This is a genomic window from Hydrogenobaculum sp. 3684 (genome assembly GCF_000213785.1).
Lineage (GTDB): Bacteria > Aquificota > Aquificia > Aquificales > Aquificaceae > Hydrogenobaculum.
This window is the reverse complement of the sequence record NC_015557.1, coordinates 287055-302903: the sequence shown is the minus strand read 5'-3', so window position 1 is coordinate 302903 and position 15849 is coordinate 287055. Positions and strand designations below refer to the sequence as shown.

Sequence of the window (15849 nt, the reverse complement as noted above, 5' to 3'; positions counted from 1 at the left end):
ATACTAAAAGCATAAAACCAATTAAACTTTAATAAAGCTTTATGCTATAATGTAATGGCTATGGAATTTGAGCCAGTTATAGGGTTGGAAGTGCATGTGCATATGGACACAAAAACAAAGATGTTTTGCTCTTGCAAGATTGAATACGATGCTCCTCCCAATACAAACGTATGCCCAGTGTGTATGGCGTTGCCAGGGAGTCTTCCGGTTATAAACAAAAAAGCAGTAGAATATGGTATCAGGACATCCTTAGCGTTAAACTGCAATATAAACCTAACATCTATAATGGCAAGAAAACACTATTTTTATCCAGATTTACCAAAAGGATACCAGATATCTCAATACGAAAAACCTTTAGCTGAACATGGTTTTGTGCTTTTAGAAAACAAAAAAGTAAGGATAAGAAGACTACACTTAGAAGAAGACGCCGGGAAAAACAACCACTATGAAAACAGTTCTTTGGTGGACTTAAACAGAGCTGGTACACCTCTTATGGAAATAGTTACAGAACCAGATATAAACTCCGCAGAAGAAGCAAAAGAGTTTTTAGAAAAACTAAGAGCTATAGTAAGATATGCTGGTGTTTCAAAAGCAGATATGGAAAAAGGCCAGTTAAGATGCGATGTAAACGTATCTCTAAGACCAAAAGGCTCTCAAGAACTTGGCACGAGAGTAGAGGTAAAAAACGTAAACTCTTTTAAATTTGTGCAAAAAGCTATAGAATATGAGATAGAGCGCCAAAAAGCTATATTGCTTGAAGGAAAAGCTGTAGAACAAGAAACAAGAGGCTTTGATCCTCAAAGCGGTAAGACCTTTGTAATGAGAACCAAAGAAGAAGCAGAAGATTACAGATATTTTAAAGATCCAGATTTGTTTCCTCTTGTCATAACTAAAGAGCTTTTAAAGAGCATAAAAGATAATATGCCTGAGCTTCCAGATGAGCGCATAGAAAGGTTGATGAAAGATTACGGTCTTAGTAGATATGAAGCGTCTGTGCTTACAAACCTAAAAGAGTTAGGAGATTTTTTCCAAGAAGCCACAAAGTATACTAAAGAGTATAAGGCTCTTAGCAATTGGCTTTTGAACGATGTACTTGGATTTATGAACGAAAATCAGATAGAAGAAATACCCATAACACCACAACATTTGGCAAAACTAGTGGAACTTATCAAACAAGACGTCATATCTACAAAAATAGCAAAAGAAGTTATAAAAGAGATGCTAACAAGTAAAAAAGACCCAGATGTTATTATAGAAGAAAAGGGCTTAAAGCAAATATCAAACGAAGATGAGATAAAAGCGGTGGTAATAAGCGTATTAGAAAAATTCCCACAAGAAAGAGAAAGGCTAAAAAACGGCGAAGAAAAACTAATTGGATTTTTAGTAGGGGAGGTTATGAAGATTACCAAAGGCAAAGCTAATCCGAAACTTGTAAACAAGCTTATAAGAGAGTGTTTATGAGAATAGCCATAGGCTCAGATCATGCTGGGTTTGACTTAAAAGAAGCCTTAAAAGAACACATAATATCAAAAGGCCATGAGCTAATAGATTGCGGTACACATTCCAAAGAATCCACAGATTATCCTCTTTATGCCAAAGAAGTGGCTCTTCATATTAAAAACCAAAAAGCCGACAGAGGCATACTAATATGTGGAAGTGGGCTTGGTATGTCTATCAGTGCCAACAAGATAAAGGGCATAAGAGCTGCTCTTTGCCTAAACGAATATATGGCAAGGATGAGCGTAAAAGATAACAACGCAAACATCCTATGTTTAGGCGGTAGAGTAATAGGGGTTGAATTGGCAAAATCTATAGTGGATGCTTGGTTTGATGCCCACTTTGAAGGTGGAAGACACGAAAGAAGATTAAGGATTATATCATCTTTTGAAGAAGAAGGTATATAAATGAAAAAAATAGCCATCACCGGAGGGGCTGGTTATATAGGCTCTCATATGCTAAAAGAAGCTCTAAAAAGAGGGTACGATGTTCTTGTTATAGACAACCTATCTACAGGGCATAAAGAGTTTATAAAAGGTGGAAAGTTTTTGCAAGCTGATATACAAAGTAAAGAGACATTAGAAGCACTTTTAGAGTTTAAACCAGGTGCAATAGTACATTTTGCAGCCTATATAGCTGTTGAAGAATCTGTGCAAGAGCCTATAAAATATTATGAAAACAATTTTTGCAACAGTTTAAAGCTTTTAGAATACGCTTTAAAAGCAGGTATAAAAAACTTTATATTCTCATCCACTGCAGCCGTTTACGGTATAAAATCCGATAAACCTGTAAAAGAAACGGATTCAATAGAACCAATAAACCCCTATGGCAGAGCGAAGGCAAACTTTGAAAAAGCCCTAGAAGATGTATCAAGAGTAAGCGATTTAAAGTATGTGGCCATTAGATATTTTAACGTAGCTGGGGCAGATCCAGAAGGAGAGCTTGGGCAAATTTCCAAAAAACCAACACATCTTATATTAAGGGCTTTAAAAGCTGCAAAAGGTGAGATAAAAGATTTTGGTATATACGGCACAGATTACAACACAAAAGACGGTACTTGCATAAGAGATTATATCCATGTATCAGATCTTGTGGATGCTCATTTTGAGGCAATGAGATATCTCGAAGAAGGTGGCAAATCAGATTTATTTAACTGTGGCTACGGAAGAGGTTTGAGTGTAAAAGAGGTAGTGGATATAGTAAAAGAGGTAACAAGTGTTGATTTTCCAGTATACAATTACGATAGAAGACCGGGAGATCCACCTGTTCTTATTGCCAACGTTGATAAGATAAAAAACAATTTAAACTGGAAACCAAAATACGACGATCCTTACTTTATAGTAAAAACCGCTTGGGAATGGGAGAAAAAACAACGTTAATTTTAAGCTTTTCTTATATGATCTAAAGTATTTATTAAAAGTCCCAATAAAATAAAAGAAGACCCAACTATTTCGTAAAAATCCATACGCTCTTTTAGAATAATCATAGAACTAATCATACCTATTACAGGTGTCGTAAGCATAGTAAGCCCCATAAAACCAGAAGGGAGCCTTTTTATCGCATAACTCCATATAACCCAAGCTAAAGCGTTTGCTAAAACCGCATTATAAAATATAGCAAACAAAAGAAAATAAGAAAACTTCATATAAAATCTCTCAAACATTAAAGCACATATCAAAATACCTATACTTCCTATAAGCATCTGCCATGCGTTTAATGAGACTATATCGGCATTTAAGTTGTGATGTCTTTTTTGCCAAATTACCGCAAAAGCCCAAGAGATACCGCTTAAAACAGCAAGAGCATCACCTAAAAACCCCTTGTTGCCCATCATATCCCAAGGTTCTAACACAAGAAAAAGTCCTAAAAAAGCTACGACGTTGCTAATTATTTCCTTTCTATCTGGTGTTTCTTTTAAAATCTTCCAAGAAAACAACACTAACCAAAAAGGCATGGAGTAAACCAAGATGGCGGTTTTACCAGCCTTAGCAAATTTAAGAGCCAGGATAGTAAGGCCTACAAAACCTGTGGTTTGCAAAAGCCCTAGTATGCTCACATATTTAAAATGCGTTATTTTTAGGCTTTTCTTATTAAAAGCCAAGATACCAAAAAGCAAAAAAGCACCAAATATAGTTCTAAAAAAGGCAAAATAAAGCTCTGGCATATAACTTATAGCCTGCTTCATCAAAACCCAGTTGTAACCCCATATAAAAGATAATACTATCAACAAAAAGAAAGCTTTTTTATCTATAGACCTATGCATAAGATTTTTATTTTAGCATATAATATTAGTTGTAAATGAGAAGCATAGAAGAAATTAAAAAGCATTACAATTGGAATGAAGAAGATGAAAAACACCTTAAACAAATGAAAAATATAGCGATTAAATACAAGGATGATTTTGTCAATAAGCTTTATGAATATTTTAATATCTTTGAAGATAAAGACAGGTACTTAAAAGATGAAAAAATAAAAGAAAGACACAAAGCCCACTTACAAGCTTGGTTTTTGGAGCTTTTTGAGGGAAACTTAGATCATCTTTATATTTCAAAAGTTCAGCGTATAGGCACAAGACATGTTCAGATAGGTTTACCGCCCCACTATCTAAACTCTTCAATGAATTTTGTTAGAGAGTTCATAGAAACCCTAGTCATAGAAAAAACCGCCGATGCAAACGAAAAGACAAAGATTTTAAAGTCTATAGATAAAATTCTCGATATAAACCTCGATATTATCACAGAAGCTTATAGAGAAGAAGAATTTAAAACTTATTTAGGTACTTCTAAAATCCAAAAAATATTTATAAAAGGCATTCAAGGAGTTTCAAGATCAATAGATCTTTTTATCGTTACCATAATGAGCTTTTTGGCTATAGTGGGTGGTGGATGGATACTGTACGAATTGGTAAACTTGGTACTTGGTAGAGTGTCCCCAGAGTCTACAGCCCTTGAGATACTTGGTTCTACGCTTATTTTGTACGCTATATCTGAGCTTTTAAACGAAGAATTAAAACATTTAAAAGGAGCTCCGCTGTCTCTTAAAGTGTTTGCAGGCATAGCTTTAGCTGCCATTATAAGAAAAATACTTATAATATCTTTGTATCCAAAAAAAAGTATTGAGCTTTTAATACTTGGTATACTGATGCTTTTTATAGGTATAGTTTACTTTATAATAAACAAAGTGGAGAAAAAGTAAACATGGTAGAGTTTATAAACGCTTTAGGAGAGGCTTTTTATATTTTCCTAACGGCGCTTTTGCACATTTTTAAAGATAGGCCGAAAATAAGGCACTTTGTAGATAGAGTAATTTACATAGGAGCTGATACTGTGCCGGTAGTGGTTATAACCTCTATGTTCACCGGTGGGGTTTTGGCGCTACAAACTTATTCTACACTTCATAAGTTTAACTCCGAATACCTCATTGGGGCACTCGTAGCTCTTTCTATGGGCAGAGAGCTTGGACCTGTATTAACCTCTCTTATGGTAGTGGCAAGAGTAGGCTCAGCCATCACAGCTTCTATAGGCACTATGAAAGTTACCGAACAAATAGACGCTCTTGAAACACTGGCTATAAACCCTTACGCTTATATTACAAGCCCAATACTTTTTGCTTGCATGGTTGATTTACCACTTCTTACAATACTATCAGACATCTCTGGCATAATTGGTGGATACCTCGTAAGTACCATAATATTCCATATAAACGGGCATATGTACTGGGATAAAACAAAGGAAATTGTAGATTTTTACGATATATACGGGGGATTGTATAAAGCTTTTGCATATGGTATAGTAATTGCCATAGTTAGCAACTATTTTGGTTTCAAGGCAAGCGGTGGAAATCAAGGTGTTGGTAGAGCTACTACATCCTCAGTTGTAATCTCTTCTATGTTAATTCTTATACTTGATTACTTTTTAACTGCTATCATATATACATGAGGTATTTTAGGATATTTTTAACGTTTTTGGCTTTTAGTATTATGGTATTTGCCGATGACACCACAAGCAATGTATCAAACGCTAACCCTACTATATGGCACGGGCTATATATTTATTACTACAACCAAGCCAAAGAGCTATCAAAAAAAGAGCATAAACCTGTGCTTTTATACTTTTACGGAAACGATTGTACGTACTGTGATCTTTTTGACCAATACGTGTTACAAAAGCCAGACGTAGTGGATTTTATAAACAAGCACTTTGTATTTTCTTCGGTAAATGTAGACGACTCCGGTGGAAATAAGTTTATTAGAAAGTTTAGATTGTTTGGTACCCCTGCTTTTGCTGTTGTATATCCAAACGGGCATTTTAGAGTTTATCAAGGGTACAAAACAAAAGAACAATTTTTATACATACTAAGTAAGCTTTACAAGTAAATATGAGAATTGCCGTTGGTATGAGTGGCGGCGTCGATTCAAGCGTAGCCGCATACTTGCTAAAAGAACAAGGTCATGATGTAATAGGCGTTACATTAAGGTTTTATAAAGAAGAATGCAAAGAAAACGCCAGAGTATGCTGCTCTCCAAAAGATGTGCAAGATGCAAGGCTTGTTTGCGATATCCTTGGTATACCACATATTACGCTTGATTGGGAAAATCTATTCAAAGAAAGAGTGATAGATTATTTTATAAAAAGCTACAAAACTGGCCTCACGCCAAATCCTTGTGCCATATGCAATAAAGATGTAAAAACTGCGTTTTTGGGCTTTTATCTAAAACAAACTGCAGATATAGATTTTTTAGCTACAGGGCACTACGTGATAAAAGAAGAAGGTAAAATAAAAAGAGCTAAAGAAAAAGATCAATCTTACTTTATGGCGCTTATTCCTAAACAAAGTCTTGATTATCTTATGTTTCCTGTGGGTTATATGACAAAGCAAGAAATTAGAGAGATTGCAAAGAAAATAAACCTTCCAGTGGCTAACAAAATAGAATCTCAAGATGTATGTTTTTTAAAAGGTATGGACTTAGAAGATTATCTGTCTCAATTTATAGACATGACGCAAGGCGATATAGTGCATATAGCCACTCAAAAAAAACTTGGAAAACACAAAGGCATACATAGATATACCATAGGCCAAAGACATGGATTAGGAGTGTCTTATCATAAACCGCTTTATGTGGTAGAAAAAGATATTGAAAACAATATACTTTACGTAGGTGAAAAAGAATATCTTTTCAAAGATACAATAACATTAAAAGATTACAACAAGTTAGAAGATTTTGAAAAAGATAATATGTATATTCAAATTAGATACAACTCAAAACCCATACCTATAAAGCATATAGAAGAAGACAAAGATGATTTAAGAGTTTTTCTAAAAGAACCAGCAACGCAAGTAGCAAAAGGACAAGTAGGAGCTATTTATTTTGGGGATATACTTTTAGGAGGTGGCATCATATCTTAAAAAAGCTTGTTTTTTTGGCTTTTACTATGATACTAAGCTCTTGTTCTTACATAGTTATAGTACACGATCCTCTTAGTGCTAAAGAGCATGTAGAGCTTGGATACACCTACGAAAAACAAAAGGATTTTAAAGACGCTATATATCAATATAAAATGGCGATAAGAAAAGATAAACACTATGACATTGCATACTTTGACTTAGGAAATGCGCTTTTTAAAGAAAAGAATTACAAAGACGCTATAAAATACTATAAAAAAGCCATAGATATAAACCCTAAAAACACAGATGCCATGAACAACTTGGCCTACACTTACTATAAGCTCGGTGATTTTGATAAAGCAAAGTTTTATATATTAAAAGCCTTAAAACTTGAACCCAACAACAAAGCTTATCAAGATACCTTAAAAGAAATAGAAAGCGAAACTAACCAATACTAAGCTATAATACTTTTATGGTGGTAGGTGTGATCATCATAGATTTTTATATTCCACAGGCTCTTTCTTTAAAAGAAAAAAGACATTACATAAGATCTATAAAAGATAAGCTAATTAGCAACTTCAAAATATCTGTATCTGAGATAGATTTTCACGATTCTTGGCAACGTTCAAGAATAGGGGCAGTTGTGATAGGAAGAGACAAAGAAGGCGTAAATCAAGTTTTAAGCTCAGTGGTAAAATTTAGCGAAAAACAGTGGCCAGATATACTTTTTAACGTAAGTTTAGAGTTTGTAAACATCTAATCTTCATCTTCATCTTTATGACCAAAAAGCTCAGATATATCTTTTCTCCAGAAAGGTACATTCTCTATCCTCTTTTTAAGCCTGTTGTATGCTTTTTCTTTTTCTTTAAGCTTAAATTCTAAGGATATTTTATCGTACTCTAATTGTTTTATCTTTTCATACAAAGACATTATCTGTTTGTTTAAATCTAAAATAGTATCGTTGGATTCTTTTAACTTGTCTACTATTTCGTTATATTTGTCTATGGCTATACACTGCAAGCCTTTTATCTCTTTAGAATAGAATTCTTCTACAGCTCTTTCTATTACTTCTGTGGCAGATATATCAAGTTTTTCAACCAAAGCTTCTATCTTCATAATAGCTTTTGAACTAAGCCTATAGGTTTTTGAAACTTTCATAACCATATTATACATCTTATTTGGCTTTTAAAACAAAATAAAGTATGTTATATTGGTATCTATGAAATTTTACATAACAACACCTATATATTATGTTAACGATGTACCACATATAGGACATGCTTATACCACCATAGCAGCAGATACCATAGCCAGGTACAAAAGGCAAAAAGGCTTTGATGTATTCTTTCTAACAGGTACAGATGAGCATGGGCTAAAGCTTCAAAAAACCGCTGAAGAAAAGGGGATGATTCCAAAAGAGCTTTGCGATAAAAACTTTGAAAACTTTAAAAACCTGTGGGATTTTCTAAAAATATCTTACGATCATATCATAAGAACCACCGATGATTACCACAAAGCTTACGTACAAGAGGTTATAACAAAGGTCTATGAAAGAGGTGATATATATAAAGGATACTATGAAGGATACTACTGTGTCGGGTGTGAGGAATTTAAACCTGAATCCGAGATAAAAGATTTTGATTACAGTTGCCCTATACACAAGAAAAAATGCGAACTTATAAAAGAAGAGACGTATTTTTTTAAACTATCAAAATATCAAGATAAACTTTTAGAGCTTTACGAAACAGATTTTATAAAACCAGATTATAGAAAAGAAGAGGTTATAGCTTTTGTAAAACAAGGCTTGAAAGATTTATCTATCACAAGACCAAAAGAAAGAGTAAGCTGGGGCATAGAGCTTCCTTTTGATAAAAACCATGTTATTTATGTATGGTTTGATGCTTTGTTTAACTATATATCCGCTTTAAAGTTTAAAAATAAATTAGAGTTTTGGCCAGCGGATTTTCACATAGTAGGTAAAGATATACTGAGGTTTCACGCTGTTTATTGGCCAGCTTTTTTGATGTCTCTTGATATGGAACTTCCAAAACACGTTTACGCTCACGGATGGTGGACTGTAGAAGGACAAAAAATGTCAAAATCTTTGGGTAACGTTATAAATCCCTACGACGTAGTCAACGAATACGGTTTAGACGAAACAAGGTATTTCTTGCTAAGAGAAGTGGCCTTTGGCCAAGACGGGGATTTTTCCAAAGAAGCTGTAAAAAGAAGAATAAACGGAGAGCTTGCAAACGGCATTGGAAATTTGATAAGTAGAACGTTTGCTATGTGTATCAAATACAACATAGTTTCAAAAGAAAATATAAGAGAAGATGAAGGTTATAAAAAGGTAGCTACAGAAGTTTTGGAGGCTTTTGATAAATATATGAACGAGCTTCAATTTCACAAAGCTTTGGAAGAGGTGATGAAGCTTGTAGATTATCTAAACAAGTATGTGGATGAAAAAGCCCCTTGGACCTTAGCCAAAAATAACGATCCATCTTTAAAAGATGTGCTTCTTACGCTGATAGATGGCATACTCTTATCTTGCTGGATGTTAAATCCTTTTATGCCAAACAAGATGAAAGAGGTTTTTGATGCTTTGGGAGTAAAGATATACTACATAACATCTCCAAAGCCTTACTCCATAGACTTTGAGGCTATAAAAACCAAGATAAACCTATTTCCCAAGATAGAATAAAAAACCAAATATCAATTTTTAGGTTATATTATTAGTATGTTAACAGGAAGCATAACAGCCATAGTAACACCTTTTAAAAACGGCGAGGTAGATTACGGGGCTTTTGAGAGGCTCATTGAATTTCAAATACAAAACGGTACAGACGGCATATTGGTATGCGGGACTTCTGGCGAATCACCTACTTTAAGCTACGAAGAGCACGAATCTGTTATAGAGTTTGCCGTTAAAAGCGCAAAAAAACGCATACATATAATGGCTGGAACCGGTGCAAACTCCACCGAAGAAGCTTTGAGGTTTACTACGTTTGCAAAAGCAGTAGGAGCAGATAGCGCCCTCTTAGTGGTACCGTATTATAACAAACCAACTCAGGAAGGGCTTTATAGACATTTTAGCAAGATAGCCAAAGAAGTAGATATAGACATATACATCTACAACATACCTTCTCGTACAGGTATAGAAATATCTGTAGATACTTTAGAAAGGCTTGCAAAAGACCACAAGAATATAAAAGGCTCAAAAGAATCTACACCAAATATGGATAGAATATCTGAGATTTTAAAAAGAATGCCAAACTTCACGGTATTTTCTGGAGATGATTCTTTGACACTTCCTATGATGAGTTTAGGGGCTAAAGGTGTGGTCTCTGTTATAAGCAACGTGATGCCAAAAGAGATAAAGGAGTTTACCTCTTACGCTTTAAAAGGGGATTTTGAAAAAGCAAGAGATATGCATTATTATCTTTTGGAAATATTTAAGATTATGTTCATAGAGACAAACCCAATCCCTGTAAAAACCGCTCTTTCTTTGATGGGTATGGTAAAAAAAGAGTTTAGACTACCTCTTTGTGAAATGCTTCCTCAAAACGAAGAAAAATTAAAAGAAGTCCTAAAAAGATATAACCTTATATGAGTTTAGAACTAAAAACCTTTTTGGCTTTTAGGATAATAGAAAAAAACTTAGAACCCATCAAAAGACCAGATCTTATAAACCCAGATGATCTTCTTTTCATAGATGACCAAAAAGAAAAACTTATAAAAAATACACATTGCTTTGTAAAAGGGTATATGGCAAACGATGTTTTACTTTGGGGAAGAAGGGGAAGCGGCAAATCTGCCTTGGTAAAATCTATGCTTTTTAGATTTAAAGACGAAGGGCTTAGGATGATACAAGCTTACAAATCAAACCTTGAAGATTTGGCTTTTATATACGAATACATCTACGATAAACCTTATAGGTTTATACTGTTTTTTGATGATCTTGTTTTTAGTGAAAAAGATGAAAGGTTTTCTTTGATGAAAGCCCTTTTAGAAGGAGATATAGAACAAAGACCAGATAACCTCATAGTTTATGCCACTTCAAATAGAAGAGACCTTACCATAGAAAAGCTACAAGACGAAAAGTTTCCAGAAGATAGCCTAAACGACGCTTACGCTTTGGTGGATAGGTTTGGTCTTAGGCTTGGTTTTTGGGGCTTTTCAAAAGAGCAGTATATAAATATTGTAAAACATTATGTTAAAAGCCTAAACCTAACATGGAACGAAGAATTTGAGAAAGAAGCCGATAGATTTGCCCTAAACGCCGGTGGTTATTCTGGTAGAAGTGCAAAACAATTTGCAAAATATCTAACGGTAAATTTATGCTATAATAAAAACCATGGCTGAAAAGATTGATATAAACCGCATTCAAAGGGATATGTTTATTGAGTACAAGGGTGAGCCCTACAGAGTTGTGGATTACGACCACGTAAAACCTGGTAAAGGCCAGGCTTTTGTCAGAGTAAAAGCCAAAAACATGAACACTGGCAACGCTATCGAAATCACCTACAAGTCTTCTGATAGTATAGAACTTGCAGATTTTGAGCAAGTATTTGCAGAGTTTTCTTATAAGGATGCAGACGAATATCACTTCCTTACCCAAAACACTCACGAAATGATAAGCATAAATGCGGAAGATATAAAGGAAGAGGCAAAATTTTTAAAAGAAGGTATGACCGTAGTAGTTTTTATCTACAAGAATAAACCAATAGGTATAGAGCTTCCAAAGGCAGTGGAGCTTGAAGTAATAGAAACAGACCCAGGCTTCAAAGGAGATACCGCAGCTGGTGGCTCAAAGCCTGCAAAACTTGAAACCGGAGCCGTTATTCAAGTGCCATTTTTTATAAACGAAGGTGATATAGTAAAAGTGGATACGAGAACAGGCCAATATTTAGAAAGGCTTGATAGAGCCCAGAAAAAGTAATATGGATTTAGAACCTATACTAGCCCTTATAAAAGCCTTAGATAGCTCGAGTTTACATAGATTGAAGCTTACCTCTGGAGATTTTACGTTAGAACTTGAAAAAGGCCAGACTTATATAGTAGAAGAAGTGCCAAAGGATACAAGGCCATTGGAAGTTTCAAGACAAAAAGAAGAAGCCCAAGCACCGAAAGAAGAGCAAAAATCTAACTATCACGTTATCACAAGCCCATTGGTGGGTACTTTTTATAGAGCGCCTTCTCCAGATGCACCACCTTTCGTAGAAGTAGGAGACATAGTATCACCAGGCCAAACCTTGTGTATAATAGAGGCTTTAAAAGTTATGAACGAAATAGAATCCGATGTAAGAGGGAGAATAGAAAACATTTTGGTAGAAAACGGTGAAGTAGTAGAATACGGTCAGCCTCTCTTTGAAATATCCCCTCTATAATGATATTGGAAAACGATTTAGTTATAATAAGATACAGCGATAGAGTCTATATAAAAAGAGTAAAAAAGGGCGAAAGCCTAAACGTAAAATCTCACATACTAAAATACGATGACATCATAGGCAAAGAAGAAGGCATTTTCTTAAACGGATTTTTTGTAGCAAAACCCACGCTTGAAGAAATTGTAAAATATGGGTTTAAAAGAGAAACTCAAATAGTATATCCAAAAGATGCTTTTTATACGACTATAAAATTAGATATACCATCTTGTAAAAGAATCCTTGAGTTTGGTATGGGAAGCGCTGTAATGAGTGCCATTATATTAAAAACCATGAAAGAAGATGCCATTTTATACACCCACGAAGAAAACCAAAAAGCTTACGACAACGCTATTAAAAACCTAAAAACCTTTGGATTTTTAGACGATAGGTTAAAAGCCACACTAGCAAACTACAACGATGCAAAATACGACGAAGGATTTTTTGACTGTGCTTTTATAGACACAAAAGAACCTTGGGAATACATAGATAAGTTGCATAAAGAGCTTAAACCTGGTGCAAACGTATGTTTTTTGGTACCCACCTACAACCAAGTTTCAAAGCTTTTAGAATCATTAAAAGATAAATTCTTTGTTTATGAAATATCTGAGATATTACTTAGAAAGTTAAAACCAAATCCAGATAGGCTAAGACCAGAAGATTTTATGCCAGCTCATACAGCTATACTGATATTTAGCAGAAATATAAATCATAGCTGTTAATGTTTACTTATGTTAATATCTTAACATGCCAAGAAGAACAAGAAACAGGATATTGCACGAGGCTCTTAAAATATTTTCAAATAAAGGCATTAGAGAAACTACCATAAAAGACATAGCAAGAGCGGTGGGCATAACAGAAGGAGCCATATATAGGCATTTTGACAGCAAAGAGCAAATAGTTAAATCTCTTTTTCTAAATAGCTCACAGGAGTTTTATAACCATTTAAGTAGCGCCTTATCAAAAGCCCAAAACTTTGAAGAAGCTTTAAAAAATCTATCCGAAGCGTTTTTAAATTATGCTTTTACAAACCCAGAGGCTTTTAAGTTTATAAATCTATTTCATTATTTTAAAATAGACTATGAGCTAAAGCTAAAAGATGGTAAAATGCCAAAAGATGTTATATACGAATTTTTTAAAAGCCATGAAGAGATAGGCATACAACCAGAATATGCCACTGCGCTTTTCATAGGCACGTTAGAGCGTATATTTTTATTCTATGAGATGGGTTTCATAGACGACATAGAAGAAGATATACAAGAAAAAGCTTATAGGCTTTTATTAAATATTTTTAAAAGCAGCAAAGAAGGAGTCTAAAATGAGTATAGAAAAAATAGAGTTTTTATTTTTCCAAGGTTGCCCAAACTCTGAACCCACATATAAAAATCTAATGGAGGCTTTGAAAGAGCTAAACATAAATATACCAATAAAGAGTATAGATGTAAAAGATTTAGAAACAGCTCAAAAAGTTAAGTTTATGGGCTCACCGTCTATATATGTAAACGGTATAGATATATATACGAACAAGGAGCCAGACCAGATATCATATTCTTGTAGGACTTTCAACATAAATGGTAATATAAGCGGTGTTATACCAAAAGAGTTTATAAAAGAAAAACTAAAAAATTTTCTATAACTCACAAATATTTTATTTAGGGGATATAGATTATAATAAAAAGGAGGTAAGTTTATGAGCTTTTTAGAAAATCTAATGACCCAGATTAAAGGGGCTTTAAACGATGCTTTAGACAAAGCGTCAGAGCCTGGAAGAACCGCAAGACAAGTGATAAGGGATTTAGAAGAGCAGATAGAAAAAGCCAATGCCAGCATGGTAAACGTAATGGCCGAGTATGAGCTCTTAAAACAAAAGAAAACCCAATATGAGGAAGAAGCCAACGAATGGCATGAAAGGGCTAAAAAGGCTTTACAAGCAAACAGGGAAGATTTGGCCAAAAAAGCCTTAGAGCAAGAAGAACAAGCGAAAAAACAAGCAGATATCTATCAAAAACAGATTGAAGCTTTAGAACCATCTATAAACGAGTTAAAAGCCAAAATACAAGAGTTAAAAAATAAAAAACAAGAACTAGAATCAAAGGCAGATATCCTAAGCACAAGGTACGAAGTGGCAAAAGCCCAAGAAAAAGCTTCCGAAATCACCACAGGTATAGGCGATTCTCATGCTAAGGAAAAGCTTGACTCTGTTGAAGAAAAAGTCCTAAAAGAAGAGGCAAAAGCAAAAGCTATGAAAAATATAGAAGATGAGCAAACCGGTGCCGATATAGAAAAAGAATTTGAAAACCTTGAAAAAACAAGCACCGTAGACGATAAACTTGAAGCCCTAAAGAAAGAAATGGGATTAAAATGATAGAACAAGTTATTTTGCTAGCCATTGTGCTTGTAATAGGTATAATAGTATGGAAGATTATGGGATTTCTTATGCTTGGGGCGTTTTTGTTTGCGGTGTTTTTGGCTTTTAACATAGGAAGAAAAAGGTTTAATATATGAAAAAATATATAATATTCTTTTTGATGTGGTTTAGCTTAGCTTTGGCACTACCAACTCCTTCCGATATAGCTAAAGAAGTTCAAGCTGGGCATTATCATAAAGCAGAAGAGCTTTTAAAAGAAGTGTTGCAAAAAGACCCAAACTCCGCAAAAGCCCATTATATGCTTTCTCAAGTTTACTATATTGAAGGAAAATACAACAAAGCTCTAAACGAGTTAAACATAGCAAAAAAACTTGACCCTTCAGAGTCCTTTGCCCATAAAGGTTATTTAAAAAATTACGAAAGGGATTTAGAAAAATCTGTCAAAGTCAAAAAGGGTACTTTTGGAGGTGCTATGATATTTTTCTTAATAGGTGGTTTGCTGATAGCGGGGGCTGTATTTTTATACATATCAAACAAACTTACAAACAAAAACAAAGAAGATATAAAGACAAAGCTTATGCAAGAACTTACGTTGTATCTTGAAAATATTGAAAAGGTGAAAACAAAACTATCTATAGATTTGGTGTCTTTAAAAGACGATGATCCAGCCAAAAAAGATTTATCAGACAGATTAAACGAACTAAGCGAAATAAAACAAAAGATGATAGATTTACTTCAAAAGCTTAAAAACAACGAAATTCAAGATATAGAAGGCTCTTATATATACTTTGAAAATCTCAAAGACAAACTAAAAGAAGTGGCTACAGGGGTCAAAAACACCTATGAAACCCACGATGATTTAAAAAACCTTCAAAATACAAATCCCCAGCAAAACTATCAAAACCAGCAAACTATGGGACCTGGCATGATGGGCGGTGGGATGTCTTTTATGGACCTGCTTGGCATGATGGCGATGGGCTCTTTGATGGGTTCTGTGTTTAGTGGTGGTTTTGGAATGGGTCCTACTATCGTAGAAAATAACTATTACAACGAACCGCCCATAGATAACACCCAAGACATAACAAACCAAGATACAGACAACAACATAGATTTTGCAGGTGGAGATGATTGGGGCAACGATATAGATACAAATCAAGATGATTCTTGGAGTTAAAT

At 34.4% G+C, this 15849-nt stretch carries 22 protein-coding genes; 20 read left to right on the top strand and 2 right to left on the bottom strand.

All coding sequences use genetic code 11. The features are described 5' to 3' along the window. Nucleotides 1-54: 54 nt before the first annotated feature. Genes gatB through galE form a run of 3 tightly spaced genes read left to right on the top strand, consistent with a single transcriptional unit; the run spans nucleotide 55 to nucleotide 2876 of the window. A complete protein-coding gene (gatB, locus tag HYD3684_RS01780) occupies nucleotides 55-1461 on the top strand; it encodes an Asp-tRNA(Asn)/Glu-tRNA(Gln) amidotransferase subunit GatB (RefSeq protein WP_015418980.1) in 1407 nt (468 codons plus the stop codon). Next, nucleotides 1458-1904 (top strand): ribose 5-phosphate isomerase B, encoded by a 447-nt coding sequence (gene rpiB / locus HYD3684_RS01775; protein WP_015418979.1) that lies wholly within the window; start codon nucleotides 1458-1460, stop codon nucleotides 1902-1904. Before gatB ends, rpiB begins: the two co-directional genes overlap by 4 nt. Further along, nucleotides 1905-2876, top strand: coding sequence for a UDP-glucose 4-epimerase GalE (gene galE / locus HYD3684_RS01770; protein ID WP_015418978.1), 972 nt, complete (start codon nucleotides 1905-1907; stop codon nucleotides 2874-2876). It abuts the gene before it with no gap. A 2-nt stretch (nucleotides 2877-2878) separates the two neighbouring features. On the opposite strand, the gene HYD3684_RS01765 is transcribed toward galE, so the two are convergent. Then, nucleotides 2879-3760, bottom strand: coding sequence for a DMT family transporter (locus HYD3684_RS01765; RefSeq protein WP_015418977.1), 882 nt, complete (start codon nucleotides 3758-3760; stop codon nucleotides 2879-2881). Nucleotides 3761-3795: 35 nt separating this feature from the next. On the opposite strand from HYD3684_RS01765, the gene HYD3684_RS01760 reads away from it, so the two are divergent. Genes HYD3684_RS01760 through HYD3684_RS01735 form a run of 6 tightly spaced genes read left to right on the top strand, consistent with a single transcriptional unit; the run spans nucleotide 3796 to nucleotide 7642 of the window. Next, a complete protein-coding gene (locus HYD3684_RS01760; protein ID WP_015418976.1) occupies nucleotides 3796-4692 on the top strand; it encodes a protoglobin domain-containing protein in 897 nt (298 codons plus the stop codon). A gap of 2 nt (nucleotides 4693-4694) precedes the next feature. Further along, a complete protein-coding gene (locus HYD3684_RS01755) occupies nucleotides 4695-5435 on the top strand; it encodes an ABC transporter permease (protein ID WP_015418975.1) in 741 nt (246 codons plus the stop codon). Next, the gene (locus HYD3684_RS01750; RefSeq protein WP_015418974.1) at nucleotides 5432-5872 is read left to right on the top strand and encodes a thioredoxin family protein; all 441 of its coding nucleotides are present in this window, start codon (nucleotides 5432-5434) and stop codon (nucleotides 5870-5872) included. Before HYD3684_RS01755 ends, HYD3684_RS01750 begins: the two co-directional genes overlap by 4 nt. Before the next feature lie 2 nt (nucleotides 5873-5874). Further along, on the top strand, nucleotides 5875-6903 hold the full coding sequence (gene mnmA, locus HYD3684_RS01745; protein WP_015418973.1) for a tRNA 2-thiouridine(34) synthase MnmA: 1029 nt from the start codon (nucleotides 5875-5877) through the stop codon (nucleotides 6901-6903). 14 nt (nucleotides 6904-6917) lie between these two features. Further along, nucleotides 6918-7340, top strand: coding sequence for a tetratricopeptide repeat protein (locus tag HYD3684_RS01740; RefSeq protein ID WP_237698617.1), 423 nt, complete (start codon nucleotides 6918-6920; stop codon nucleotides 7338-7340). A 14-nt stretch (nucleotides 7341-7354) separates the two neighbouring features. Then, nucleotides 7355-7642 (top strand): DUF503 domain-containing protein, encoded by a 288-nt coding sequence (locus HYD3684_RS01735; RefSeq protein WP_015418971.1) that lies wholly within the window; start codon nucleotides 7355-7357, stop codon nucleotides 7640-7642. Here the strand turns inward: HYD3684_RS01735 and HYD3684_RS01730 are convergent. Further along, nucleotides 7639-8040 carry a hypothetical protein gene (locus tag HYD3684_RS01730; RefSeq protein WP_162467532.1) on the bottom strand — a complete coding sequence of 134 codons (402 nt, stop codon included), beginning with the start codon at nucleotides 8038-8040 and terminating at the stop codon, nucleotides 7639-7641. The two genes, HYD3684_RS01735 and HYD3684_RS01730, sit on opposite strands and share 4 nt — an antisense overlap. A 61-nt stretch (nucleotides 8041-8101) precedes the next feature. Between HYD3684_RS01730 and metG the strand changes: the two genes are divergently transcribed. Genes metG through HYD3684_RS01680 form a run of 11 tightly spaced genes read left to right on the top strand, consistent with a single transcriptional unit; the run spans nucleotide 8102 to nucleotide 15847 of the window. Beyond that, entirely contained in the window at nucleotides 8102-9583 is a 1482-nt protein-coding gene (gene metG, locus HYD3684_RS01725; protein ID WP_015418968.1) for a methionine--tRNA ligase, read from the top strand. Nucleotides 9584-9619: 36 nt separating this feature from the next. Then, nucleotides 9620-10492 carry a 4-hydroxy-tetrahydrodipicolinate synthase gene (gene dapA / locus HYD3684_RS01720; protein ID WP_015418967.1) on the top strand — a complete coding sequence of 291 codons (873 nt, stop codon included), beginning with the start codon at nucleotides 9620-9622 and terminating at the stop codon, nucleotides 10490-10492. Next, nucleotides 10489-11244 (top strand): DUF815 domain-containing protein, encoded by a 756-nt coding sequence (locus tag HYD3684_RS01715; RefSeq protein WP_015418966.1) that lies wholly within the window; start codon nucleotides 10489-10491, stop codon nucleotides 11242-11244. Before dapA ends, HYD3684_RS01715 begins: the two co-directional genes overlap by 4 nt. Then, nucleotides 11237-11821, top strand: coding sequence for an elongation factor P (gene efp / locus HYD3684_RS01710; RefSeq protein ID WP_012513402.1), 585 nt, complete (start codon nucleotides 11237-11239; stop codon nucleotides 11819-11821). The genes HYD3684_RS01715 and efp overlap by 8 nt, the downstream gene beginning before the upstream one ends. Nucleotide 11822: 1 nt before the next feature. Beyond that, the gene (accB, locus tag HYD3684_RS01705; RefSeq protein WP_015418965.1) at nucleotides 11823-12269 is read left to right on the top strand and encodes an acetyl-CoA carboxylase biotin carboxyl carrier protein; all 447 of its coding nucleotides are present in this window, start codon (nucleotides 11823-11825) and stop codon (nucleotides 12267-12269) included. After that, the gene (locus HYD3684_RS01700) at nucleotides 12269-13027 is read left to right on the top strand and encodes a tRNA methyltransferase complex GCD14 subunit (protein ID WP_015418964.1); all 759 of its coding nucleotides are present in this window, start codon (nucleotides 12269-12271) and stop codon (nucleotides 13025-13027) included. The genes accB and HYD3684_RS01700 overlap by 1 nt, the downstream gene beginning before the upstream one ends. 25 nt (nucleotides 13028-13052) lie before the next feature. Then, nucleotides 13053-13622 (top strand): TetR/AcrR family transcriptional regulator, encoded by a 570-nt coding sequence (locus tag HYD3684_RS01695; RefSeq protein WP_015418963.1) that lies wholly within the window; start codon nucleotides 13053-13055, stop codon nucleotides 13620-13622. A gap of 1 nt (nucleotide 13623) precedes the next feature. Then, a complete protein-coding gene (locus HYD3684_RS01690; RefSeq protein WP_015418962.1) occupies nucleotides 13624-13941 on the top strand; it encodes a DUF2703 domain-containing protein in 318 nt (105 codons plus the stop codon). Nucleotides 13942-13995: 54 nt separating this feature from the next. Next, entirely contained in the window at nucleotides 13996-14670 is a 675-nt protein-coding gene (locus HYD3684_RS01685) for a PspA/IM30 family protein (protein WP_015418961.1), read from the top strand. Continuing rightward, nucleotides 14667-14810 (top strand): hypothetical protein, encoded by a 144-nt coding sequence (locus tag HYD3684_RS08365; protein WP_015418960.1) that lies wholly within the window; start codon nucleotides 14667-14669, stop codon nucleotides 14808-14810. The genes HYD3684_RS01685 and HYD3684_RS08365 overlap by 4 nt, the downstream gene beginning before the upstream one ends. After that, complete coding sequence (locus HYD3684_RS01680) at nucleotides 14807-15847, top strand: tetratricopeptide repeat protein (RefSeq protein WP_015418959.1); 1041 nt, start codon at nucleotides 14807-14809, stop codon at nucleotides 15845-15847. The genes HYD3684_RS08365 and HYD3684_RS01680 overlap by 4 nt, the downstream gene beginning before the upstream one ends. The last annotated feature ends 2 nt before the right edge of the window (nucleotides 15848-15849 follow it).

What these genes read in the sequence shown, in the direction of transcription:
- gatB (WP_015418980.1), top strand. Translation starts at nt 55, where the DNA reads ATGGCTATGGAATTTGAGCCAGTTATAGGGTTGGAAGTGCATGTGCAT.
- rpiB (WP_015418979.1), top strand. Translation starts at nt 1,458, where the DNA reads ATGAGAATAGCCATAGGCTCAGATCATGCTGGGTTTGACTTAAAAGAA.
- galE (WP_015418978.1), top strand. Translation starts at nt 1,905, where the DNA reads ATGAAAAAAATAGCCATCACCGGAGGGGCTGGTTATATAGGCTCTCAT.
- HYD3684_RS01765 (WP_015418977.1), bottom strand. Translation starts at nt 3,760, where the DNA reads ATGCATAGGTCTATAGATAAAAAAGCTTTCTTTTTGTTGATAGTATTA.
- HYD3684_RS01760 (WP_015418976.1), top strand. Translation starts at nt 3,796, where the DNA reads ATGAGAAGCATAGAAGAAATTAAAAAGCATTACAATTGGAATGAAGAA.
- HYD3684_RS01755 (WP_015418975.1), top strand. Translation starts at nt 4,695, where the DNA reads ATGGTAGAGTTTATAAACGCTTTAGGAGAGGCTTTTTATATTTTCCTA.
- HYD3684_RS01750 (WP_015418974.1), top strand. Translation starts at nt 5,432, where the DNA reads ATGAGGTATTTTAGGATATTTTTAACGTTTTTGGCTTTTAGTATTATG.
- mnmA (WP_015418973.1), top strand. Translation starts at nt 5,875, where the DNA reads ATGAGAATTGCCGTTGGTATGAGTGGCGGCGTCGATTCAAGCGTAGCC.
- HYD3684_RS01735 (WP_015418971.1), top strand. Translation starts at nt 7,355, where the DNA reads ATGGTGGTAGGTGTGATCATCATAGATTTTTATATTCCACAGGCTCTT.
- HYD3684_RS01730 (WP_162467532.1), bottom strand. Translation starts at nt 8,040, where the DNA reads ATGAAAGTTTCAAAAACCTATAGGCTTAGTTCAAAAGCTATTATGAAG.
- metG (WP_015418968.1), top strand. Translation starts at nt 8,102, where the DNA reads ATGAAATTTTACATAACAACACCTATATATTATGTTAACGATGTACCA.
- dapA (WP_015418967.1), top strand. Translation starts at nt 9,620, where the DNA reads ATGTTAACAGGAAGCATAACAGCCATAGTAACACCTTTTAAAAACGGC.
- HYD3684_RS01715 (WP_015418966.1), top strand. Translation starts at nt 10,489, where the DNA reads ATGAGTTTAGAACTAAAAACCTTTTTGGCTTTTAGGATAATAGAAAAA.
- efp (WP_012513402.1), top strand. Translation starts at nt 11,237, where the DNA reads ATGGCTGAAAAGATTGATATAAACCGCATTCAAAGGGATATGTTTATT.
- accB (WP_015418965.1), top strand. Translation starts at nt 11,823, where the DNA reads ATGGATTTAGAACCTATACTAGCCCTTATAAAAGCCTTAGATAGCTCG.
- HYD3684_RS01700 (WP_015418964.1), top strand. Translation starts at nt 12,269, where the DNA reads ATGATATTGGAAAACGATTTAGTTATAATAAGATACAGCGATAGAGTC.
- HYD3684_RS01695 (WP_015418963.1), top strand. Translation starts at nt 13,053, where the DNA reads ATGCCAAGAAGAACAAGAAACAGGATATTGCACGAGGCTCTTAAAATA.
- HYD3684_RS01690 (WP_015418962.1), top strand. Translation starts at nt 13,624, where the DNA reads ATGAGTATAGAAAAAATAGAGTTTTTATTTTTCCAAGGTTGCCCAAAC.
- HYD3684_RS01685 (WP_015418961.1), top strand. Translation starts at nt 13,996, where the DNA reads ATGAGCTTTTTAGAAAATCTAATGACCCAGATTAAAGGGGCTTTAAAC.
- HYD3684_RS08365 (WP_015418960.1), top strand. Translation starts at nt 14,667, where the DNA reads ATGATAGAACAAGTTATTTTGCTAGCCATTGTGCTTGTAATAGGTATA.
- HYD3684_RS01680 (WP_015418959.1), top strand. Translation starts at nt 14,807, where the DNA reads ATGAAAAAATATATAATATTCTTTTTGATGTGGTTTAGCTTAGCTTTG.